Here is a 22,559-nt window from a genome sequence, read left to right on the forward strand (position 1 = left end):
CGCGGCGGATGCTCTGCATCCGATGCGCTTCCTCCTCAGCCTGCATGCAAGCGGTCCAGGACCGCGCGAGCGGCCCTCAGTCCGGGCGCTTCCCCGCCCTGCCCCAAGCGCTGCATGGTCAGTTCCATCGCTTCCAGCTGAGCACTTGGATTCGCTGCCAGCGCCTCCAGGCGGGCGGCAATGTTTTCCGCCGTGCAGTCCGGCCCCAAGCACTCCGGCACAACGCGGGTATCGCTGACCAGATTGACCAGCGTCACCGTGTCGATCAATGCCATGCGCTTCATAATCTGCCAGGTCAGCCACTGGAACTTGTAGGCTATCACCATCGGGGTGCGGGCTGCGGCCAGTTCCAAAGACACGGTACCGGAGGCGGCCAGCGCCAGGCTGGCCGAGGCAAAGGCGGCGCGCTTGTGCGCCTTGGCCGTAGCGGCGTCGAATTTGGTCGGATCGACCAGCACCGTCTCCTCGGGCCAGCTCAGCAAGGCGTCTTGCACCAGACCGGCCACCGGGGCGGCGGCAGGCACGACAATCCGGTAGGCCGGGTTCCCGGCCGTGAATCGGTGCAGCGCGCCGCCGAAATCCGGGGCCAGCCGCGACACTTCAGACCGGCGCGAGCCGGGCAGCGCCAGTACAAATGGCGCATCACCCAAGCCGAACTCACTGCGAAAAGCGGCGACCTCCGCCTCCGACGCCTGCGGCTCCGCTACCACCGGGTGGCCGACGAAGTCGCAGTCCATCCCCGCAGCTTCCATATAGGGGGGCTCGAACGGCAAGAGCGCCAGCACGTGATCGATGACCTCCGCCATCCTGCCCGCCCGCTTAGGCCGCCACGCCCAGACCGAAGGCGCCACGTAATGCACGGTGCGGATATTGCTTTGCGCCTTGACCAGCCGCGCCACGCGAAGGGAGAAGTCGGGGCTGTCGATAGTGATCAGCACGTCCGGCCTGGTTTCCAGCACCGCGTCCGCCGTTTCCCGGATGCGGCGCTTCAGGTGGCGGTACTTGGGCAGCACCTCTGCCAGCCCCATCACTGACAGCTCATCCATCGAAAAGCGGGACACCAGCCCCTGCTCTGCCATCTGCGCGCCGCCGATGCCATTGAAGCTCACACCCGGTTCAAGCTGTTTCAGCCCCGCCATCAGCGCCCCGCCCAGCCGGTCGCCCGAAGGCTCCCCCGCCAGGATAAAAAACCGCAGGCTCATGCCTCGCGCAGCCAGAGGAACAGGCCCAGCCGGTCGCAGGCCGCAATCACCGCGACCTGATCCAATACGATGACGCCGCCCGCTTCCAGCACGATTCCGGAAAGGCCTGCCCTAGCCGCGGCTTCAACCGTTTCCACCCCGATGGCGGGAAGGTCGGCGCGGCGGTCCTGCGCCGGTTTCGGCGCCTTGAACAAAAGGCCGCCCTGCCCGTCCGGGCGCTGCTGCAGTGCGTTCAGCATCCAGTCGGTGCCAAACAGGTTCTCGACCGCAATCGCCTGCTGCTTGCGCACGGCACAGGACTGGCCGATGTCAGCCGCAGACATTGCAGCTACGATCTCCGCGCCGCGCTCTGCGTCTGCCTTGTCCAGCTCGCCCGGCTGCACCTTGGTTGGCACGCCCGCCGCCATCAGCAGATCCGGCGCCACCTCATGGGCAGCGCAGACAGCAAAGCCTGACTGCTCAAAAATGCCGATAATGGCCCGCAATGCCCCGTCGTCGCCTGCGGCCAGTGCCGCCTGCAGCACCGGCACCAGCGGCATGGTGGCCGCATCAATGGCAGAGGGGTCAATATGCGGGCGGCGCACCGCACCTGCCATGCAAATTTCGGTGACTTCGGCAGCCTTCAACCTTTCCAGAAAGCTGCCGAGCTGTTCAAACCGGAAGGTAATCTCCGGATCGACCGCATCAGGTTCCGAGCCTGCCATCGCGCAAACCAAAGGCCGCCCCGCGGCACGGGACACCACTTCTGCCGGCAGCATGCCGGTGCCTGCAATCACTGCCAGCATCGCGTCAGCCTCCCGGGGTCAGGAAAGAGCGGTCGCTTTCGCCGGTGATGAAGGCGACAATCTCCTGCACATACTGGCTCTCGGTCTCATCGCCCAGCCGCTTGGCGCGTTCCTGGAAGGTGCCTTCACCTTGGGCCAGCATCTGGAAGGCCGCGCGCAAGGCGGTGATGTCGCTGCGCGCCACACCGCGGCGCTTGAGGCCGACCAGGTTCAAGCCATCCAACTCGCCGCGCTGCGCCTGCACCAGGCCATAGGGAATCACATCATTGGTCACCATGGTGACCGCTCCGATGATGGCCCCCTTGCCGATCCGCACCCACTGGTGGATGCCGGACAGGCCGCCGATGATCACGTCATCCTCCAGCACGCAGTGGCCCGCCACCGCGGCGGAGTTCACCACGATCACCCGGTCGCCAACCTGGGCGTCATGGGCGATATGGCAGCCGGCCATGAACAAGCCGTCATCGCCGATCTTGGTCACACCGCCGCCGCCCTCGGTGCCGGCATTCACCGTCACATGCTCGCGGATGCGGTTGCGCTTGCCGATCACGGTCTTACACTTCTCGCCCTTGAACTTCAGGTCCTGCGGGATTTCGCCCAGCACCGCAAAGGGGAACACGACGGTTTCGTCACCGATTTCCGTATCGCCAGTGACGACAACATGGGACTTCAGAACAACCCGGTCCCCCAGCACCACTTCGGGGCCAACCACGCAGAACGGGCCGATCTCGCAGTCCTTTCCAAGCTTGGCGCCCTCTTCGATCACGGCACTGGGGTGAATCCGGCTCATTCTCAATCGTCCTTCTGCACGTCGACCATGGCCGAGAATTCGGCTTCCGCCGCCACTTCGCCATCAACGGTAGCGCGGCCGGAGAACTTGAATATTTTGCCGCCCGGCTTGCCGCGCAGGGTTTCCACATGCATCTCCAGCACATCGCCCGGCACCACCTTGCGGCGGAACTTGCACTTGTCGATGTTCATGAAATAGATCAGCAGGTCGGTGTCGACCATATCCATGCCGACACCCAGCATCACGCCGGCGGTCTGCGCCATCGCCTCAATGATGGTGACGCCCGGCATGATCGGAGTGCCCGGAAAATGACCTTGGAAATGCGGCTCGTTCATGGTGACATTCTTGATGCCGCGGGCCGATTTGTAGCTGTCGATATCGACCACCTTGTCGACCAGCAGGAACGGATAGCGGTGCGGCAGGATCCGCTGGATCAGTTGAATGTCAGCGCTTTGCAGCTCGGTGGTCATGCTTGGTTTCCCATTTACGTCAAAAATACTGCGCTGTCCCTAGCAAGCGGACAGCCTTTGGGCAAGTTCGCGCGCTCAGCGCTCGCTTTCCTCTTCCTGCGACCCGTCTCCCAGAACCGCATCGATCCGGGCGATCGCCAAGGAAGTGATATCTGCCGAGTCCGCACTCAGAAAGACCGACGAGTGGTCGAGAATTGCTCCGGCTCCCGTTTCCCGCATGATCTGCTGCAGAACCGGCAAGGAGGCCTTGATGAACTCGCGCCGGGCTTCTTCCCCCATCTGGGTGATCTCGCGCAGCTTCTGATCCTGGCGGCGGCGGGTTTCCTGAACTTTCTCGTCGAAGGCATCAGCCAAGGCGCGGAAAGCTTCGGGCTCCATCTCGCTGCGCCGTTCTGTGAGCTCCAGCTCTTCGTTGCGCAGCTCCGCTTCGATGCGCCGGTTTTCGGCGGTCAGCACCGCGCCTTCGGCTTCAATCTCGCGTTCCGCCCGCTTGCCAAAGGCGCTCTCAGAAAAAAGACGGTCCGGCTGGATCGTGAGGATACCGCTTTGCGGCAGCCCGAGCTGAAACTCTGCCCCGCCGTTTGCCGTGGTTTCCTGAGCGCGGGCGCCTGCGGTGCCCGCGCAGGACAACGCCAGGGCAAGCCCTAGCGCTGACCAGAATACAGGCTGCGGCTGCCGCACCAGATCAGAACCTCGCCTGAAGGGTCAGGTCAAAGCTCTGCTCCTCGTCAAAGTCCTCTTTCTTGAGGGCCTTGGAAAAGTTGAAGCGCAGGGGGCCGAACCCGGTGGTCCAAAGCAGAGAGACACCAACGACATGGCGGAAGGATCTATCCCGGCCGACAATTCCGTTCCCGGTGTTAACACCGGCAGTGTCAACATTTTGCAGGCCCCAAAGGCTGCCAACATCGTAGAACAGGCCGCCGCGCATGCCCAGTTCCTCAGGCAGACCCAGCGGGAACTCGGCTTCAAACCGCGCAACCGCATAGTAGTTGCCGCCAAGGAAGTCGTTGTAGTTGCCCCCGTTCGGGTTGCCGCCGCTTTGATCCCGCGGGCCGATACCGCCCGGCTCGAAGCCGCGAAGAACCGAAGGCGTCAGCACGAAGCGGTCGATCGACCGGCTGAAGCCGCTGCCTTCCCACTGGAATGCGCCGGCCTCCACCGTGGCGCGAAGGGTCACTTCCTCGTTCAGGATCTGCTTCTGAGCGACCAGTTTCGCCGTTGTCTTGATGTACTCGGAATCACCGCCAATGCCAGCATAATCCGCGCCTAGTTCGACCAGGAAGCCAGCGGTCGGATCAAGACCTGTCAGGCGGCTGTCGTAGCGGTAGGTAAAGCCGATCGCGCTGGCGTTCCGTTCGCCCTGTCCGATTTCTCGTCGAACCACCGGACCAGCCAGATTCTGGTTGGTGTCGTCGTCATCAAACAGCATCTCGTCCGCATCCCAGGTGTAGCGGACCTGCAGCGAGGTATCCTCGCCGGTATCGAACGTCAGCGCCGGCTGGAAAAAGACCCGCTTGGTCTTGTATTCCGAGAAGCTGGAGTCGGTTTCGTTCAGTCCCAGATCCAGGTCGAACCGCAGTTTCCGGCCCAGCAGATAGGGTTCGGTGAAGCCCAGCACGTAGGAATCGGATTCCGTTGCTGTTGCGATATTGAGCGACAGCCGTTGACCGCGGCCCAGGAAGTTGTTTTCCGTCAGGCCGATGCTGAGCCCGAAACCGTCGGTGACCGAGTAGGCACCGCCCAGGTTCAACGAACCGGTCGGTTGCTCTTCGACATCCACGTCGACAATCACCTGATCGGCGGAGCTGCCCTCACGGGTTTCAACGTCCGCATTGGCGAAGAAGCCGAGGGCGCGGATCCGTTCCGCGCTGTTGCGGATGGAGCGCGGGTTGAAGGGGTCGCCTTCCACCGACTGGAACTGCTGACGCACAACCCGGTCCAGCGTGGTTGTGTTGCCTTCGATGTCGATGCGCTCAACAAAGACACGCGGGCCGCGCGTCAGCACGAATTCGATATCCAGGGTCAGATCGCGGTCGTTTCGGGTGACCCGCGGTTCAACGCGCAGAAAATCGATCTCATTCCGGACCGCCAGGCCTTCCATCCGGTCGATCGCATTTTCGACCAGCGTTGGCGTGTAGGTTACTCCCGGCTTGATCTTGAGGGTGGACGCGAACAGGTCTGCATCCGCCTCCGGCATTTCACTGGTCACGGTGATATTGCCGAATTTGAACTGCTGGCCTTCGGTCACGTCAACAACCAGGAACACCGCATCGCGTTCCTCGGTCACCTCCGCATTGGTGCTATTCACGCGGAAATCGACATAACCGCGCGACAGGTAGAAATCACGCAGAACCTGCTTGTCGAACTCCAGCCGGTCCTCGATCAGCGTGTCGGAGCGAATGAAACCGCGCAGCAGGCCCGCCTGTTTGGTTTCCAGAACCCGGCGCAGACGGCGGTCGGAATAGACCCGGTTGCCGGTGAACGACACACGCTCCACCTCAATGGTGTCGCCTTCGGAAATCTCAAACACCAGATCGACGCGGTTGTTGCTCCGGCGGATGATCCGCGGGGTCACGCGCGAGGCCAGGCGCCCCTGCACGCTGTAGGCTTCGGCAATCGCCGCGGCGTCGCGCTCTGCCTGGGTGGGGTTGAACACCCGGCGCGGAGCAGATTCGATGATCTGGTCCAGCGCATCGTCCTTGAGGCGTTTGTTGCCCTCGAAACTGATCTGATTGATGGTCGGGAACTCGGTGACCTTGATCACCAGCGTGCTGCCGCGTGGCACAATTTCCACTGTTTCAAATACGCCACTGTCAAGAATGCGCTGATAGGCATCGTTCAGCTCGCCCGCGCTGACGGTCTGGCCGCGCTCGATGCCGGTGTAAGCGACAACAGTGGACGTTTGAATGCGCTGATTGCCCTCAACCTGCACCGAATTGAACCGGTAGCTTTGCGCCTCCGCCGGCAGCGGCGCCAGCGCGTAACCCAGCGCAACTGCCAGAGAAATAGCAGAAACTTTCCGGTACAAGATGTTGATGCCCGACTTGCGCTCGACACAGGACTTGCCTGTGATTTTCCCCCAAACCATTTTTCAGAACCCGATTTTTATAGCAGCTTTGCGACGTGCGTACCGGGTTTGAAAGCGCTTGTCAAAACCAACTAAAGCGCAACTTGAAGGCAACCGGCGCGGCGGGTTGGCGCGCTGGCTGCGGGAATCACAAGGTGGCGAGCCAGGTGCCTGCGGTCAGCGCTCCGAGAATAGCGAAGCCGGTCAATGCCCGGTCCCAGTTCAGGCGCACCAGCAGGCCAAGGCCGCGGTAGGATCGCGAGAGTGTGTGCATCAGGTATCCCCCAGTTCTTCACCCATCCGCAGGCAGGCGCAGAGCGCGCCCAGCCGACGGGTTGAGGAAAAGTTAACAGGCGAATGTGGCAGCACTTGGGCGGCACTGTGGCCGCCCATTGTTACCCGTTCCGCTGCACTGATCAGCAGAACAAATCGTTGCCAAGGGCAAACACCATCAGCGACAGCACCACGGCGATGCCAAAGGTCATCAGCACCCGCACTGCCCGGTCACTGGGCGGACGGCCCGCGACCGCCTCATAGGCATAGAACATGAGGTGGCCGCCATCCAGCGCGGGCACCGGGAACAGGTTCAGCAGACCCACTGCTGTCGACAGAACCGCAATAAAGCGGACAAAGCTTTCCGCCCCCTGGCTGGCCATCGCGCCGGAGGTTTCGGCAATGCCGATCGGCCCCGACAGGTTGCAGGTGCTGATCGCCCCGGTGATCATGTGCTTCAGGCCCGACAGCGAGGTCTCAACCACGGCCCAGACCTGATAGCTGCCCGCGGCCAGCGCTTCGCCAAAACCCGCAGCCTCTGTCGCCGGAGAAAAGGCCAGCCCGCCGACAATGCCGATCCGCCAGCGGGTGGCAAAGCCGCCATCCGGCTGCGGTTCATCGGTGCGCCGTGGCGCCAGTGCCATCTCAACGGTTTCGCCGCCGCGCCAGACATCCAGCACCAGCACCTTGCCGTCGGCAGCCTCAACCAGGTCCTTCAGCTGTTCAAAAGACACCAGCGGCGTGCCGTCCACGGCTACAATCACGTCTTCCGGCTGCAGCCCGGCGTCAGCGGCAGCGCTGCGCGGCACCACGCCGTGCACATAGGGCGGGTACAGGAACGGCCCGTTGACCGTGATTTCTTCACCGCCCCGGCGCACGGTGTACTCCAGCGGCTGCTGCTGCGGCAGCGCCTCTCGGAATGCCTCCCACGCATCGCTGTCCTGGTAGTTCGGAACCGGAACTCCCCCTGCGGTGATCAGTTCATCCCCCTGCTGCAAGCCGTTCTCCAGCCCGGGCAGCGGTGCCAGCGTGCCAATGGTCAGGGGTTCGCGCATGTTGCCCTGCGACAGCGCAACAGCCGTAAAGATGATGGCCGACATCACGAAGTTGAACACAGGGCCTGCCGCAACCGTGGCCGCCCGCGCCCACAATGGCGCGCCATGCATGGTCCGGCGCAGGGCTGCCGGATCCTCCGCAGCGGCCTCCATCGCCTGTGCATCCTTGCCAGAGGCCGCATCGGAATCGCCCAGGAATTTCACATAGCCGCCAAAAGGCAGCGCCGCGACCTGCCAGCGGGTGCCGCGCTTATCCATCCGGCTCCACAGCACCGGGCCGAACCCGATCGAGAACACTTCAGCGTGAATCCCGGACCAGCGGCCAACGATGTAGTGGCCGTATTCATGAACCGCCACGATCACCGACAGGGCGACGACAAAGCTGGCGATGGTATAAAGAAAACCACCGAACTGCGGGACAAAAGAAAGTACGTCCAAAGATCTACCCTATGTGTTCTTCTGCAGCGCGTGCCGCCTGTTGTCTGGCGACATGGTCAACCAGTGTCACGTTATCAAGTGTCATTGCGGCATCAATGAGGTCGCGTTCCGCCTCAATCCGCTCCAGCACGGTGGCGGTCACAACCGCCATATCGGTGAACCGGATGCGCCCGGCAATGAAGTCATCAAGCGCCTGTTCCTTGGCGGCGTTGAAAGCCGCGCCCATCATGCCGCCCCGCTCCATTACGTCGTAGGCTTGGTGCAGCGCCGGGTAGCGGGCCGGATCCGGGGCGCGGAAATTCAGCTGCCCGATACGCGCGAGGTCCAGGCGTTCCACCGGCAGGGTCTGGCGCGCGGGCCAGTGAAGCGCATAGCCGATGGCATGGCGCATATCGGCAGCGCCCAGATGCGCCATCAGCGCGCCATCGTTGAAACCGACCAGCGCGTGAACCAGGGATTCGGGATGCACCAGCACCTCGATCTGCTCCGGTCGGACGCCAAAGTACTCCCGGGTTTCAATGACTTCCAGTGCCTTGTTGAACATCGACGCGCTGTCGATGGTAATCCGCTGGCCCATGTCCCAATTCGGATGCGAAGACGCCTGCGCCAGGCTTGCCTTGGGCAGATCCTCCAGCGGCCAGTCGCGGAATGCGCCGCCGGAGGCGGTGATGACGATCCGCTCGACCGCTTCGATATCTTCGCCCACCAGCCCCTGGAACACGGCCGAATGCTCACTGTCGACCGGCAGCAGCCTGGCACCATGCTGCTCCGCCGTTTCCAGCAGCAGCCGGCCTGCGCAGACCAGCGATTCCTTGTTGGCAAGCGCCAGCGTGGTGCCGTGTTTCAGCGCCTCCAGCCCCGGGGCCAGTCCGGCAGCACCGACAATCGCTGACATGATCCAATCCGCCGGCCGCGCTGCCGCCTCGACCAGTGCCGCCTGGCCCGCAGCCGCCTCCACGCCGGAGCCTTCCAGCGCAGCCCGCAGATCCGGCAGCCGGTCCTCAAAGGCGGTGACAGCAACGTCCGCCCGCAGGGAAATGGCGTCTTCGGCCAGCCGTGCGACATTCGCGCCGCCGGTCAGTGCCACCACGTCATAGGCTTCGGGTGCGCGGCGGATCAGGTCAATGGTGTTCTGGCCGATCGACCCGGTGGCGCCGAAGATCGAGATTTTCCGCATGTCTCTTCCTGACTGGTTATCCCCAGAAGGCGGCCACGGCCAGGAACATAGCCGCTGCGCCCAGCATACCGTCAAAGCGGTCAAACAGCCCGCCGTGGCCTGGTATCAGCGCACTGGAGTCCTTGACGCCCATCTTCCGCTTCAGGGCGCTCTCTGCCACGTCGCCGGCCTGGCTCGCCATCGACAGCAGAACCGACAGGGCAACGATACCAAAGCCCAGCCCCATCTGCCCGGCAAAGACAGCGCCCACGACGGCAGCTGCAATCCAGCCTGACGCGGTGCCGCTCCAGGTTTTCTTGGGGCTGACGCGCGGCCAGAACTTGGGCCCGCCAAGGGCCTTGCCCGCAAAATACCCCGCCACATCGGTCGCAACCACGATTCCGATCAGCCACAGCATCCACTCAACCCCCATCTGGCCGCGCAGCCAGATGAAGCCGAAACCCGCAAACAGCACCCAGATCGCGCAGCCGGAGAAATAGTGGCGGTTGCGCTCAAACTGGCTGAACCCGGCGGCCACAGGCGCTGCCAGCAAGGGAACCACCCAGATCACCGGCAGCAAGGCCGCCAGCAGAACCGCCACCGCTGAGACCGCGCCCAGTTGCAGCGCGAAACCGCCGCGCTCCGGCGCCAGCATCCGCACCAATTCCCAGATCATGCCGCCGCAGCACAGCGCGATCATAACATCAAAGACCAGCCCGCCGGCCCAGACTGCATAGCCGCCGGCTGCCACCATCACGATGGCCGACAGAACCCGCGGCAACAGGTCCGCCCAGCGGCCCTTGGCAGCGCTCATGTTTTGACCGCCCCGAACCGGCGGTCGCGGCGGCCGTAGCTGTTGCACAGCCGCTCAAGCTCCTCCGCCGTGAAATCCGGCCACAGTGTGTCGATGAACTCATACTCCGCATAGGCGGACTGCCACAGCAGAAAGTTCGAGATCCGCGCCTCGCCGCTGGTGCGGATCACCAGATCCGGGTCCGGCAGCACATGAGTGTCCAGATAGCGCGGCAGGGTCTCTTCATCGACATCTTCGGGGTTCAGCCGGCCCTCGGCCACATCCCGCGCCAGCCGTTTGGTGGCACGGGCCACCTCGTCGCGGCCGCCGTAGTTCAGCGCGATGGTCAACTGGGTGCCGCTGTTGCCTTCGGTCTTGCGCTCCAGCTTGTCCATCAGATCAATCAGCTTCGCATCCAGCCGCACCCGGTCGCCGATAAAGCGCACCCGGACGTTCTTTTCCGCCAGGGCATTCATCTCCTTGGAGATATAGCGGCGGAACAGGCTCATCAGACCAGCCACCTCGGTCTGGGTGCGCTTCCAGTTCTCGGTCGAAAAGGCGAAGATGGTCAGGTATTCCACACCCAGACCCGGGCAGCACTCGACAACTTCACGGACCCGGCGCGCGCCGGCATGGTGGCCGAACAGCCGCGGCCGCCCGCGGGCCTGCGCCCAGCGGCCATTGCCGTCCATGATGATGGCCACATGGCGCGGGCCGGAGCGGGCCGCCGGAGCCTCTCCGGCGGCACTCACTTGCGGATTTGCGTCTCCTGGCATTCTGCCCGTCAGACCTGCATGATCTCGGCTTGCTTGGTCTCAAGCGCCTCGTCCACATGCTTGATCATCGTGTCGGTCAGCTCCTGCACTTCGGCTTCCCAGAACTTCTGATCGTCTTCCGACATGCCGTCGGCCTTGGCTTTCTTGATCTGGTCCATGCCATCGCGGCGCACGTTGCGGATCGACACGCGGGCGTGCTCGGCGTACTGGCCGGCAACCTTGCCCAGTTCGCGGCGGCGCTCCTCGTTCAGCTCCGGGATCGGCAGCATGATGATGGTGCCGTTGAGCTGCGGGTTGATGCCCAGGCCGGATTCGCGGATCGCCTTCTCCACCTTGCCGACCAGGCCCTTGTCCCAGACGTTGATGGTGACCATGCGCGGCTCCGGCACGTTCACGGTGCCGACCTGGTTGATCGGAGTCATCGAGCCATAGGCATCCACCATCACCGGCTCCAGCATCGAGGCGGAGGCACGGCCGGTGCGCAGCGAGGCGAATTCGGTGCGCAGATTGGCCATCGCACCGTCCATGCGGCGTTTCAGGTCGTCGGTATCCAGTTCAAAATCATCAGACATGCTGCTCTCTCCCCTTATCTGAGGCGGTCTTCCATTGGCTCATAAGCCATTGGAAGGCTGATGTATAGCGATGTTGCGGAGGATTTGCCGCTGCCGGGACTGCACGTTCGCCCCTTGGCATCTTCCTCGTTGATGCACGATTTAGCGTGCCTGCCTCGGAATTCACGGGTTCGAGCCGTTCACGGTACAGACGCTGCGGTTGAAGAATGTAAAAAACCGCGGGCCATCGGCAGCCCGCAGTTTCAGCTGGCCGCGTGAGTGTTTAGCCCTGCACCTTGGTGTAGGTCCCCTCACCGGACAGGATGCCGCGGAAGCCGCCCGGCTCATCCAGCGGGAAGACGATCAGCGGCAGGTTGTTGTCGCGCGCCAGGGCAATGGCCGAGGCGTCCATGACCTTCAAGCGTTTGGCAAAGACATCGTCATAGCTGATTTCGTCATAGCGGACCGCATCGTCGTGTTCCTTGGGGTCCTTGTCATAGATGCCATCGACCCCGTTCTTGCCCATGAAGATCGCCTCGCAGGCCATCTCGTTGGCGCGCAGCGTCGCGGCGGTGTCGGTGGTGAAATAGGGGTTTCCGGTGCCGGCCGCAAAAATGCAGACCCGCTTTTTCTCCAGGTGGCGCACGGCGCGGCGGCGGATGTAGGGCTCGGCGACCTCATCCATGCGGATCGCCGAGATCACCCGGGTGAACACGCCCAGGCCTTCCAGCGCCGACTGCATTGCCAGCGCGTTCATCACGGTGGCCAGCATCCCCATGTAATCGGCGGTGGTGCGCTCCATCCCCTGGGCCGAGCCCGACAGCCCGCGGAAGATATTGCCGCCGCCGATCACCATGCAGATTTCCACCCCCATTTCGTGCACCGTCTTCACCTCGCGGGCGATGCGCTGCACGGTCGGCGGATGCAGGCCGAACCCCTGGTCGCCCATCAATGCCTCGCCCGAAATTTTCAGCATGACGCGTTTATAGGCGGCGGCCGGATCCAGTTCCGGCTTTTCGTGCGGTTGAGGCATGTTGCGCTCCAGAAGATGTGAGGGTTAATTTGCGCGGCAAAATGAAGTAAATCGCTGCCGGTTTCAATCCGCGCAGCGCAGTTTCCGCGCATATTTGCGGAACATGCCCAAGAGACGGACCGCGCCCCGATGAACCTGCCCGACATCGACCCCGGAAAACCAGTGCTGATTGCAGGCCCCACTGCCTCAGGCAAGTCCGCCCTGGCGCTGGATCTCGCTGCCCGTCAGGGCGGCGTCATCGTCAATGCCGACGCCAGCCAGGTCTATGATTGCTGGCGGGTAATCACTGCCCGCCCCTCGGCGGAGGAAGAAGCGCAGGCGCCGCACGCGCTGTATGGCCATGTGGCCTATGACGCAGAGTATTCGGCCGGCCATTGGCTGCGCGAGGTGCTGCCGCTGCTGAAGGGGCCGGAACGGCTGATCATCGTCGGCGGCACCGGTCTCTATTTCACCGCGCTGACAGAGGGGATGGCCGAAATTCCCGCCACCCCGCCGGAAGTCCGCGCCGAAGGCGACACCCTGCCCCTGGAGGCGCTCAGGGCAGAGCTCGATGCGGAAACCGCCAATCGCATCGACCTGATGAACCGCGCCCGGGTGCAGCGCGCCTGGGAAGTGCTGAAGGCCACCGGACGCCCCTTGGCCAGCTGGCAGGACGACACCCCTGCCCCGGCGCTGCCGCTGGAGAATTGCACGGCGATGGTCCTGAACTCGGACAAGCAATGGCTGGAGGAGCGCATCCGCAAGCGGTTCGGAATGATGCTGGATCAGGGCGCCATGGCCGAGATCGAAGCAATGCGCGGGCGCTATGACCCCGCCTTGCCCTCCTGCAAAGCGATCGGCGTGCCGGAACTGATAGGCTATGCCGAAGGGCACCTAACGCTGGAGGAAGCCGAGGAGCGCGCAGCTATTGCCACCCGGCAGTTCGCCAAACGCCAGCGCAGCTGGTTCCGCGCCCGGATGAAAAACTGGCATCAGATCAAACTGGCTTGAGCGGGTGCTTCCAGCGCCCGACCCGTAAAACTTTCGACATTTTCAGTTTCGGCTAGCGGAAACTTGCCAGAATCAGCAATCCGTGAGCTGTTTCCGCCACCAACACCGGTTCTGCTGCCTAAGATTGCTGATGCCCTTTGATTCAGATCTTCCCAGAGAGTTCCATGCCGCGCCGCTGGTGCGGCTGGCCCCGGAAGGCGGCTGGCAGACCGGGCTGGCCCATAGCCGCTGCGACCATCTGCTGATCTGGATCACCCGCGGACAGGGCCGCATTCTCCTGAACGGGCAGCAGCGCGGCTTCGGCCTGCACAGCGTCATCTTCATCCCGGCCGGGGCGCTCTGGTCCGCCGAATTCACCCGCCAATGCCTGGGCCAGGTGCTGACGATGACCGGCCCCCTGCTGCCGCCGTTTCCGGAGGAGCCGGTGCACAGGCGCTTTTCCAGCCTACAGGAGCAGAGCAGTCTTGCAGGCCACTTCGAAGCCATCAGCCGCGAACAGGCTGCGCAGGCGCCGCTCTGGCGCCGCGCCGTGCAGGCCCATTGCGAGCTTGCCGCCATCGCCTTGCAGCGGCAGCCGGAAACTGCTGCACAGCCGCACAGCCAGACAGCGGCGCAGCGCCTGTGCCGCGCCTATTGCCGCCGCATTGCCGGGCTGCAGGGATGCCGGTCCACAATGGCTGAGCACGCCGCCGCCCTGAACGTGACGCCGACCCACCTGACTCGGGTCTGCAAGAAGGTTTCAGGCAAGACCGCCGCCGCCCTTCTGACCGAGCGCCAGTTGCATGCCGCCCGCACATTGCTGACCGCCACCGGACTGCCCATTCGCGACATCGCCGCCCGGCTGGGCTTTGGCAGTGCAGCCTATTTCACCCGCTTCATCTCGCAGCACACCGGCGAGCCGCCCAGCAGATTGCGCGAATCCGCCCGCAGCAGAACGCAATAGACTGATCCGTCAGAAGAATCCTGCAGCACGGTCCCGCGGGCCGCAATTTCAGCCAAGTGCCCGCCCATGTTACTGGGCAGTTTTGAACAGTATGCGGCCGTATGCCGTCCCCAATAATAAAACCGACGCCAAAAATGTCGTATTTTTACACGGAAACGACGAAACTGTGCATTGACGAAACGTCCCATCTCTGCCGGAATGCAGGCATGGGGAAACTTTAATCCAAAACTCGAACCATAAACGCCCGGCCAGCCGCCGGGCCAATATCCGTTTCGCACAAAAATGACCGAACGGTACGACAGGGAGACCTAAATGACCAAAGACACCATCAACGGAGCCCCGATCCATTGGGCCGCCAAGATGCACGCCAAGGAAGTGCTGGACGGCAAGCTGGACCGCCGGGAGTTCCTGACCCGCGCCACCTCGCTGGGCGTTACTGCCGCCGCGGCCTATGGCATGATCGGCCTGGCCGCCCCCGTTAAGGCCGCCGAAGAGAAGAAGCAGGGCGGCACCCTGCGCGTGCAGACCGAGGTCCGCCCGCTGAAAGACCCGCGCACTTTTGACTGGTCGCAGATGGCCAACAAGACCCGCGGCACCATCGAATACCTGGTGGAATACAACAACGACGGCTCGTTCACCGGCATGCTGCTGGAAAGCTGGGAGATCAACGAGGACGCCACCGTCTACACCCTGAATGTCCGCCAGGGCGTCAAGTGGAACAACGGCGACGACTTCACCGCCGAGGATGTTGCCCGCAACATTGCCGGCTGGTGCGACAAAGGCCTGGAAGGCAACTCGATGGCCGGCCGTTTCGGAACCCTGATCGACAACGACACCGGTCAGGCCGTCGAAGGCGGCATCGAGGTTGTCGACAGCCACACCGTCAAGCTGAACCTGCCGGCCTCCGACATCTCGCTGATTGCGGGCATGGCCGACTATCCGGCGGCAATCGTTCACTCCTCCTTCCAGACCAATGACTTCACCCAGAACGTCGGCACCGGCCCGTTCCTGCTGACCGAGCTGGAAGTCGGCGTGCGCGCAGTGCTGCAGCGCAACGACGACCACACCTGGTGGGGCGAGGCGATCTATGGCAAGCCCGCGCTTGATACCATCGAATACGTCGATTTCGGCACCGACCCGTCGTCCTGGCTGGCAGCCCTGGAATCCGACGAAGTCGATATGCTCTATGAATCGGTTGGCGAATTCATCGACGTGATGGACGGCCTCGGCTACAAGAAGTCCGAAGTTGTCACCATGTCCTCGATCGTGATCCGCACCAACCAGCTGGCGGAAATCGACGGCAAGAAACCTTATGCCGACAAACGCGTCCGCAAGGCGATCCAGATGGCTGTCGACAATTCGGTCTGCCTGGAACTGGGTTATGGCGGCCGCGGCGAACCGGCAGAGAACCACCATGTCGGCCCGATCCACCCGGAATACGCCGAACTGCCACCGCAAAAGGTTGATCCGGAAGGCGCCCGTGCGCTGATGGAAGAAGCCGGCATGATGGATTACGAGCACGAAATCCTGTCGATCGACGACGACTGGCGCCGGAACACCACCGATGCGGTAGCAGCACAGCTGCGCGATGCGGGCTTCAAAGTGAAGCGGACGGTTCTGCCCGGCTCGACCTTCTGGAACGACTGGGCCAAGTATCCGTTCTCCTCGACCAACTGGAACCACCGCCCGCTGGGTGTGCAGATTTGGGCACTGGCCTACAAGTCCGGTGAAGCCTGGAACGAGTTCGGCTGGGAAAACGCGGAATTCGACGCCCTGCTGGCCGAAGCCCTGTCGATCGCAGACGCCGACAAGCGCCGCGAGATTTCTGCCAAGGGCCAGGCCCTGATTCAGGAAGAGGGCGTGACCATCCAGCCCTACTGGCGCTCGCTCTACCGTCACATGCGCGAAGGTGTTGTCGGAGCCGACATGCACATCTCCTTCGAGCATCACCACTACAAGTGGGGCTGGGCAGCCTAAGCCCAACCGGCTCCTGCCTCCTGCACCGCCCCTCCTCCGGGGCGGTGCTTTCCAGCTCATAAGATAAGAGACCCGCCCCGCGAGCCGGGTCCGATCCGCCAGACTGACAGGGGACCCCCATGGGACTTTTCATTCTCCGCCGCTCGGGCGTGATGCTGCTGACGGCCCTGTGCCTGACGTTCATCGTGTTCTTCCTGACGAACCTCTACCCCAACCTCGAAAAACTCGCCAAAACCCAGGGCAACTTCCGCATGTCGGACGAGGCCGTGGCCAGCTGGCTGGACGCCAACGGATACGGCGGATCCATGGTTTCGAAATACGGGCAATGGCTGGGCGTTCTGCCGGGCTGGACCCGGGAGACCGAGAAAGGGTTCACCGGCCGCTGCATGACTGGCGAAGTTAGCGCCGAGGAAGCCGCTGAAGCCCCGACCTTTTGCGGCATTCTGCAAGGCGACTGGGGCTACTCAACCCGGTTCAAGGATGAAGTCTCTGCCATCATTGCCGAACGCCTGGGCAATACCGGCCGCCTGATGTTCTGGGTGCTGGTGCTGATGGTGCCCTCGGCCCTGATCATCGGGGTGCTGGCGGGGATGCGCGAGGGGTCGGCCACAGACCGCAGTCTCTCGACCGCCTCAATCCTGACCACGGCAACGCCCGAATATGTCTCCGGCGTGATTTTCATCGCCGTCTTCACCTCCTCCACCGTCGGGCTGAAGTGGTTCAAGGGCACCGCCACCTCGGCGATGGACAACCCGAACTTCGAGAACTTCTTCCTGCCGGTGCTGACCATCGCGCTTTACGGCATGGGCTATATCGCCCGGATGACCCGCGCCTCTATGACCGAGGTGATGACTGCGCAATACATCCGCACCGCGCGCCTCAAGGGCGTGAGCTTCCACAACATCGTTCTGAAGCACGCGCTGCGCAACGCGCTGATTGCCCCCTTCACCGTTATCATGCTGCAGTTCCCCTGGCTGCTGAACGGCGTGGTGATTGTCGAAACCCTGTTCAACTACAAGGGCTTCGGCTGGATCCTGGTGGAAGCCGCAGGCAACAACGACATCGAACTGCTGCTGGCCGTCTCTGTGGTCTCAGTCTTCGTGGTGCTGGTCACCCAGCTGATCTCCGATATCGGCTATGTGTACCTGAACCCGCGTATCCGGATCTCTTAAGGAAGGCAGCAGAGCATGGAACCTCTTAGCACATTCGAAATTGCGGGGCGTATCATCTACCAGCTGTCCCCGGTCTGGTTTTCGCTGGTGATCCTCTTCGCGGCCTCCATCGGCTTCAAGCGGCGGCTGGGTCTTTACGGCAAGCTGTTTGACAGCCCCATCGGCATGATCGGCTTTGGCCTGGTGATGTTCTGGGTGTTCACCGGCATCTACGGTGCCATGGACATGATCATCACCCATGACCCGCTGGTTCAGGTCTCAGGCATGAAGAACAAAGTGCCCGGCACCCCGATGAACGGCGCCACCGAAGCGGACTACCCCTACTACCTGCTGGGTGGAGACAACCTGGCGCGCGACGTCTTCAGCCGCCTGGTCAAAGGCGCCTGGGAAGTCATCAAGATCGCCCCGATGGCAGCTGTCTTCGCTTTCATGGTGGGGATCACCCTGGGCCTGCCCGCGGGCTATTACGGCGGCCGCCTGGACACCACTTTGTCCTTTGCCGCCAACCTGATCCTGGCTTTCCCGGTGATCCTGCTGTTCTACCTGCTGGTCACGCCCGAAATCGTCGCCACCGGTGTTCCGAACTACATGGCGATTGTTCTGTTCATCTTCCCGATCGTCTTTGTCGGGGTGCTGTTGAACTCGCGCTATTACACTCGGCCCAAGGTGCGCAACCTGGTGCTGCCGCTGGTTCTGGGGATCATCATCTGGTTCTACCTGCAGCTGGTCTCCAACGGCGGCTACCTGATCAATACACCAGCCTATTCGATCCCGGGCCTGCCCCGCGTGATGGATATGTTCGACATCCCCGGCGGTATCCTGGTGGTGTTCGTCTCGGTGGTCTTCGTCAACTCGCCAACGGTGTTCCGTATCGTGCGCGGCCTGACGCTGGACATCAAAACCCGCGACTACGTGGCGGCGGCCCAGACCCGCGGCGAGGGCCCCTGGTACATCATGTTGTGGGAGATCCTGCCCAACGCCCGCGGACCGCTGATCGTCGATTTCTGCCTGCGCATCGGCTATACCACCATCCTGCTGGGGACCCTGGGCTTCTTCGGCCTCGGCCTGCCGCCGGAAAGCCCGGACTGGGGGTCGACCATCAATGACGGCCGCAAGCTGTTGTCGATCTACCTGCACCCGGCGCTGCCGCCTGCCTTTGCGCTGCTGACGCTGGTTCTGGGTCTGAACCTGCTGGCCGACGGCCTGCGCGAAGAAAGCCTGAAGGATTGATCCGGCTGGGGGACCGGCCCGCCCGGTCCCCCGGTAAATTGGAGCCAGATGAAGGGGATATCTTCCCCTCCCGCTCCAACAGGGAGAAAAGAACATGAACAAACTGGCAGACTACGACGGCCCGATCCTTGAGATTAACAAGTTGTCGATCTCCTTCTTCACCCGCCTGCGCGAAATCCCCGCTGTGATGGACTTCTCGGTGGCTGTGCAACCTGGCGAGGCGGTGGGCCTTGTCGGGGAATCCGGCTGCGGCAAATCCACTGTGGCGCTTGGCGTCATGCAGGACCTTGGCAAGAACGGCCGTGTCGTCGGCGGCACAATCAAGTTCAAGGGCCGCGACCTTGCGGAAATGAGCAAGGAAGAACTGCGCGACATCCGCGGCAACGAAATCGCGATGATCTATCAGGAGCCGATGGCCTCGCTCAATCCGGCGATGAAGATCGGCAAGCAGCTGATGGAAGTGCCGATGATCCACGAGGGCGTCAGCGAAAAGGAAGCCTACCAGCGTGCGCTGGAAGTGGTGACTGACGTGCGCCTGCCCGACCCGGAGCGGATGCTGAACTCCTTCCCGCATCAGCTGTCGGGCGGCCAGCAGCAGCGGATCGTGATTGCGATGGCACTGATGTCGAAACCGTCGCTGCTGATCCTCGATGAACCCACCACCGCGCTCGACGTGACGGTAGAGGCCGCGGTGGTCGAGCTGGTCAAGGATCTGGGCAAGAAATACGGCACCTCGATGCTGTTCATCTCGCACAACCTCGGCCTGGTGCTGGAAACCTGCGACCGCCTCTGCGTGATGTACTCCGGCGAGGCGGTGGAGCGCGGCTCGATCCACGATGTGTTCGACGAGATGCAGCACCCCTATACCCAGGCGCTGTTCCGCTCGATCCCGCTGCCCGGCGCCGACAAGAACTCACGCCCGCTGGTGGCCATTCCGGGCAACTTCCCCCTGCCCCACGAACGCCCGCCCGGCTGCAACTTCGGCCCGCGCTGCGATTATTTCGAGGAAGGCCGCTGCGATCAGGACATGGTGATCCCGATGTCGCCCGTGCACGGCAACGACCGGCACGAGACCCGCTGCCTCAAGTTCCAGGAAATCGACTGGAATGCGCCGATCACGGTGGGCGAGCAGAAGGAAAAGACCGCACCGGGCAAGGTGGTCCTGAAGATGGACAACCTCAAGAAATACTACGAGGTGGCTGCAAACGCCCTGTTCGGCGGCGGCGACACCAAGGTGGTGAAGGCCAACGAGACGCTGAGTTTCGAGGCCCGGGAATCCGAAACCCTGGCCATCGTCGGCGAATCCGGCTGCGGCAAGTCCACCTTCGCCAAGGTGCTGATGGGGCTGGAAACCGCCACCGAGGGCCAGATCCTGCTCGACAACCGCAACATCGAGCAGATCCCGATCGAGGAGCGCGATACCAAGACCGTCTCCGACGTGCAGATGGTGTTCCAGAACCCGTTCGACACGCTGAACCCGTCAATGACCGTCGGCCGCCAGATCATGCGGGCGCTGGAAATCTTCGGTATCGGCAATTCCGAGGCCGAGCGCCGCAAGCGGATGCTGGAGCTTCTGGACCTGGTGAAACTGCCCCGCGCCTTTGCCGACCGCATGCCGCGGCAGCTGTCGGGCGGCCAGAAGCAGCGTGTGGGCATCGCCCGCGCCTTTGCCGGCGGCGCCCGGATCGTGGTGGCGGATGAACCCGTCTCGGCGCTCGACGTGTCGGTGCAGGCGGCGGTCACCGACCTCCTGATGGAGATCCAGCGCAACGAGAAGACCACGCTCTTGTTCATCTCCCACGACCTGTCGATCGTACGGTACCTCTCCGACCGGGTGATGGTGATGTATCTGGGCCATGTGGTGGAACTGGGCGATACCGATCAGGTCTTCGCGCCGCCCTACCACCCCTATACAGAGGCATTGCTGTCGGCCGTGCCGATTGCTGACACCTCGGTGGAGAAAGAGCACATCGTTCTGGAAGGCGACATCCCCTCGGCGATGAATCCGCCGCCGGGCTGCCCGTTCCAGACCCGCTGCCGCTGGAAGTCCGAAGTGCCGGGCGGCCTCTGCGAGAAGGAAGTCCCGCCGGTGCGCACATTGGACGGCGGCCACCAGATCAAATGCCACCTCAGCGACGAAGTGCTGGAGCGCATGAAGCCGGTGATCAAGGTCGCAGCGGAATAGCCTGCGTTCCGGCAGCCAAGCCGCATCAGAAACAGCAAAGCCGGGGTTGCAACGCCCCGGCTTTGTCATGAAGTTCAGCGAAGAAATGGCAGGCTGCTCCGGCCTGCCATTTACTTTTTCCGGCAGGGGTCAAACTGGCCTGTCCCGGCCGCATTCCGGTCCCATTGCTCCCACTGGCGGATCCATTCCTCTCCGCCCAGGGCATCAATGAGCGGCTGCAGGTGTTCCTCGTAGCGGCGCCATTTTCCCAGTCCTCTGGTATTAATTGCCTGCCGCACCTGCATCAGCGAAGCTGTTCTTACCATACGCGCGTTCTGCTCCGGATTGAGGCAGCCCGCTTCCCACGCCAGGCCTGCATGTTCAAGTATTGCACGGATTTGCAACTCGGGGCTGGTCACCAGTTCTTCATATGATTGCACACGCAGTGCCTTCCCCAGCTTGGCCTGGTAATCCAGCGCCGAGCGGTACACGCAGCGGGTCATGTGGCCAATCCAGTCCAGCCGTTGGGAAAACCTGTTGCCATACGCAAAGTTCATCATGAAATTGGACAGCCCTGTGTCCAGCGGATGCCGCGACAGAAACAGAAACCTGGCGTTCGGCAGCAGCAGCTGAGCCAGGCCCATTTCAAAGACGTTCAGCGGCATCTTGTCGACAACAACCGGCTTGTCCGGCTTTCCCTGGTCAAAAGCAAGCTGCCAGAACAGGTTGCGGAACTTCAGCAAATCATCGGTGCCCAGCCGGCCCAGCCAGTTCCACCACCCGCTGTCACCGTGCTGCACAGCAATATGCTGCCGGACGGCGCTTGCAGTTTTGGACAGCGCTGTACTTTCGCCGATGCTGGCAACCTGAGAATGCTGCGTCAGGCAGGCTTCCAGCAGCGTAGTGCCGCTGCGCGGCAGGCCGGTCACAAACAGCAAGCGTGGGCTTTCCGGATCCTCCTCCCCATTGCCCCCGCTCCACCTCGACGCCAGCTGCGCCTCTATGCGCGCCTCCATAAGCTCCGCGTCATAGGCCTCCTCAGTCAGCCCATTGGCGCGGCAATAATGGTCGAAGGCGCCCGCAGTGTTGCCTGCCTTGTCCTCGATGCTGCCAAGCGCGAAATGAGCCAGGATCCGGTGCTCCCGGGACATTTGCACGTCCTCCAGGGCGGCCCGCAACCGGGCCGCGAAACTGCTTCCGCTGGCAAAGGTCTGCAACTGGTTGAAAGCCGCCAGCAACCCGATGTCACCTGGCTGCAGGGCCAGTGCCCGGCGGTATGCCTCTGCTGCCTCTGCCTTGCTGCCGGAGGTGGCCCGCACGGCGGCTAGCTTCCCCCAGGCCTGCGGCAGGTCCGGGTTGTTCTCCAGCAGCACCTCCAGCAGTTTGGCAGCCGTTTGATTGTCGCCGAGCTGCAGATAGCAGGTGGCAGCGCGGTCAAGCGCCTGGATGCTGGTAGGATCCCGCTGCAGTTTGGGCACAAGAAGCGCAAGCGCCTGAGCAAACTTGCCCGCCTGCATTAAATCAGACACCACATCTGCGTGCCGTCCTGCACCTCCGAGCAGTTCAGTGTCAACGCCGTTTGAACTTTCCCCAAAAGTGCCGAAGTAAAATTCCCCACTTGCTTGGTCCCGGTGATCAGCCGGCGTCAGTGATCAGCGGCTCCATTCCTTGTCTTTGGCGGCCGTCCACGGCGC

At 62.9% G+C, this 22,559-nt stretch carries 20 protein-coding genes; 6 read left to right on the top strand and 14 right to left on the bottom strand.

Going from position 1 to position 22,559, the window contains the following annotated elements:
* Positions 1-35: 35 nt before the first annotated feature.
* The 13 genes from lpxB to pyrH all read right to left on the bottom strand — a co-directional run bounded on the left by lpxB (position 36) and on the right by pyrH (position 12,389).
* A complete protein-coding gene (gene lpxB / locus AB1A62_RS17690) occupies positions 36-1,202 on the bottom strand; it encodes a lipid-A-disaccharide synthase (RefSeq protein ID WP_366662794.1) in 1,167 nt (388 codons plus the stop codon).
* Positions 1,199-1,987 carry a UDP-2,3-diacylglucosamine diphosphatase LpxI gene (gene lpxI, locus AB1A62_RS17695; RefSeq protein ID WP_366662795.1) on the bottom strand — a complete coding sequence of 263 codons (789 nt, stop codon included), beginning with the start codon at positions 1,985-1,987 and terminating at the stop codon, positions 1,199-1,201. The genes lpxB and lpxI overlap by 4 nt, the downstream gene beginning before the upstream one ends.
* Before the next feature lie 4 nt (positions 1,988-1,991).
* On the bottom strand, positions 1,992-2,777 hold the full coding sequence (lpxA, locus tag AB1A62_RS17700; RefSeq protein ID WP_366662796.1) for an acyl-ACP--UDP-N-acetylglucosamine O-acyltransferase: 786 nt from the start codon (positions 2,775-2,777) through the stop codon (positions 1,992-1,994).
* Positions 2,778-2,779: 2 nt separating this feature from the next.
* The gene (gene fabZ, locus AB1A62_RS17705) at positions 2,780-3,247 is read right to left on the bottom strand and encodes a 3-hydroxyacyl-ACP dehydratase FabZ (protein ID WP_222507126.1); all 468 of its coding nucleotides are present in this window, start codon (positions 3,245-3,247) and stop codon (positions 2,780-2,782) included.
* Between the two features lie 75 nt (positions 3,248-3,322).
* A complete protein-coding gene (locus AB1A62_RS17710) occupies positions 3,323-3,928 on the bottom strand; it encodes an OmpH family outer membrane protein (RefSeq protein ID WP_366662797.1) in 606 nt (201 codons plus the stop codon).
* Positions 3,929-3,932: 4 nt separating this feature from the next.
* Complete coding sequence (gene bamA, locus AB1A62_RS17715) at positions 3,933-6,335, bottom strand: outer membrane protein assembly factor BamA (RefSeq protein ID WP_366662798.1); 2,403 nt, start codon at positions 6,333-6,335, stop codon at positions 3,933-3,935.
* A 127-nt stretch (positions 6,336-6,462) separates the two neighbouring features.
* The gene (locus AB1A62_RS17720) at positions 6,463-6,588 is read right to left on the bottom strand and encodes a hypothetical protein (RefSeq protein WP_366662799.1); all 126 of its coding nucleotides are present in this window, start codon (positions 6,586-6,588) and stop codon (positions 6,463-6,465) included.
* Between the two features lie 142 nt (positions 6,589-6,730).
* Complete coding sequence (gene rseP / locus AB1A62_RS17725) at positions 6,731-8,080, bottom strand: RIP metalloprotease RseP (RefSeq protein WP_366662800.1); 1,350 nt, start codon at positions 8,078-8,080, stop codon at positions 6,731-6,733.
* A gap of 4 nt (positions 8,081-8,084) precedes the next feature.
* On the bottom strand, positions 8,085-9,257 hold the full coding sequence (dxr, locus tag AB1A62_RS17730) for a 1-deoxy-D-xylulose-5-phosphate reductoisomerase (RefSeq protein WP_366662801.1): 1,173 nt from the start codon (positions 9,255-9,257) through the stop codon (positions 8,085-8,087).
* A 16-nt stretch (positions 9,258-9,273) separates the two neighbouring features.
* Positions 9,274-10,050 (bottom strand): phosphatidate cytidylyltransferase, encoded by a 777-nt coding sequence (locus AB1A62_RS17735; protein ID WP_366662802.1) that lies wholly within the window; start codon positions 10,048-10,050, stop codon positions 9,274-9,276.
* A complete protein-coding gene (locus tag AB1A62_RS17740) occupies positions 10,047-10,805 on the bottom strand; it encodes an isoprenyl transferase (RefSeq protein WP_366662803.1) in 759 nt (252 codons plus the stop codon). The genes AB1A62_RS17735 and AB1A62_RS17740 overlap by 4 nt, the downstream gene beginning before the upstream one ends.
* An 8-nt stretch (positions 10,806-10,813) precedes the next feature.
* Positions 10,814-11,377, bottom strand: a complete 564-nt coding sequence (gene frr / locus AB1A62_RS17745) for a ribosome recycling factor (protein WP_366662804.1) — start codon at positions 11,375-11,377, stop codon at positions 10,814-10,816.
* 262 nt (positions 11,378-11,639) lie between these two features.
* Positions 11,640-12,389: a UMP kinase gene (gene pyrH / locus AB1A62_RS17750; protein WP_366662805.1), complete on the bottom strand. Its 750-nt coding sequence runs from the start codon at positions 12,387-12,389 to the stop codon at positions 11,640-11,642.
* Positions 12,390-12,518: 129 nt separating this feature from the next.
* On the opposite strand from pyrH, the gene miaA reads away from it, so the two are divergent.
* The 6 genes from miaA to AB1A62_RS17780 all read left to right on the top strand — a co-directional run bounded on the left by miaA (position 12,519) and on the right by AB1A62_RS17780 (position 20,886).
* A complete protein-coding gene (gene miaA, locus AB1A62_RS17755) occupies positions 12,519-13,379 on the top strand; it encodes a tRNA (adenosine(37)-N6)-dimethylallyltransferase MiaA (protein WP_366662806.1) in 861 nt (286 codons plus the stop codon).
* Positions 13,380-13,509: 130 nt separating this feature from the next.
* The gene (locus tag AB1A62_RS17760) at positions 13,510-14,322 is read left to right on the top strand and encodes an AraC family transcriptional regulator (RefSeq protein WP_366662808.1); all 813 of its coding nucleotides are present in this window, start codon (positions 13,510-13,512) and stop codon (positions 14,320-14,322) included.
* 312 nt (positions 14,323-14,634) lie between these two features.
* Positions 14,635-16,299 (top strand): ABC transporter substrate-binding protein, encoded by a 1,665-nt coding sequence (locus tag AB1A62_RS17765; protein WP_366662810.1) that lies wholly within the window; start codon positions 14,635-14,637, stop codon positions 16,297-16,299.
* Positions 16,300-16,418: 119 nt separating this feature from the next.
* The gene (locus tag AB1A62_RS17770; RefSeq protein WP_366662811.1) at positions 16,419-17,471 is read left to right on the top strand and encodes an ABC transporter permease; all 1,053 of its coding nucleotides are present in this window, start codon (positions 16,419-16,421) and stop codon (positions 17,469-17,471) included.
* 15 nt (positions 17,472-17,486) lie between these two features.
* On the top strand, positions 17,487-18,701 hold the full coding sequence (locus AB1A62_RS17775) for an ABC transporter permease (RefSeq protein WP_366662812.1): 1,215 nt from the start codon (positions 17,487-17,489) through the stop codon (positions 18,699-18,701).
* Positions 18,702-18,795: 94 nt separating this feature from the next.
* Positions 18,796-20,886, top strand: a complete 2,091-nt coding sequence (locus AB1A62_RS17780) for an ABC transporter ATP-binding protein (protein WP_366662813.1) — start codon at positions 18,796-18,798, stop codon at positions 20,884-20,886.
* A gap of 110 nt (positions 20,887-20,996) precedes the next feature.
* Here AB1A62_RS17780 and AB1A62_RS17785 read toward each other — a convergent pair whose 3' ends face one another.
* Positions 20,997-22,382 carry a sulfotransferase gene (locus AB1A62_RS17785; protein WP_366662814.1) on the bottom strand — a complete coding sequence of 462 codons (1,386 nt, stop codon included), beginning with the start codon at positions 22,380-22,382 and terminating at the stop codon, positions 20,997-20,999.
* Positions 22,383-22,559 lie beyond the last annotated feature (177 nt).

It is taken from the genome of Leisingera sp. JC11 (assembly GCF_040704725.1).
Lineage (GTDB): Bacteria > Pseudomonadota > Alphaproteobacteria > Rhodobacterales > Rhodobacteraceae > Leisingera.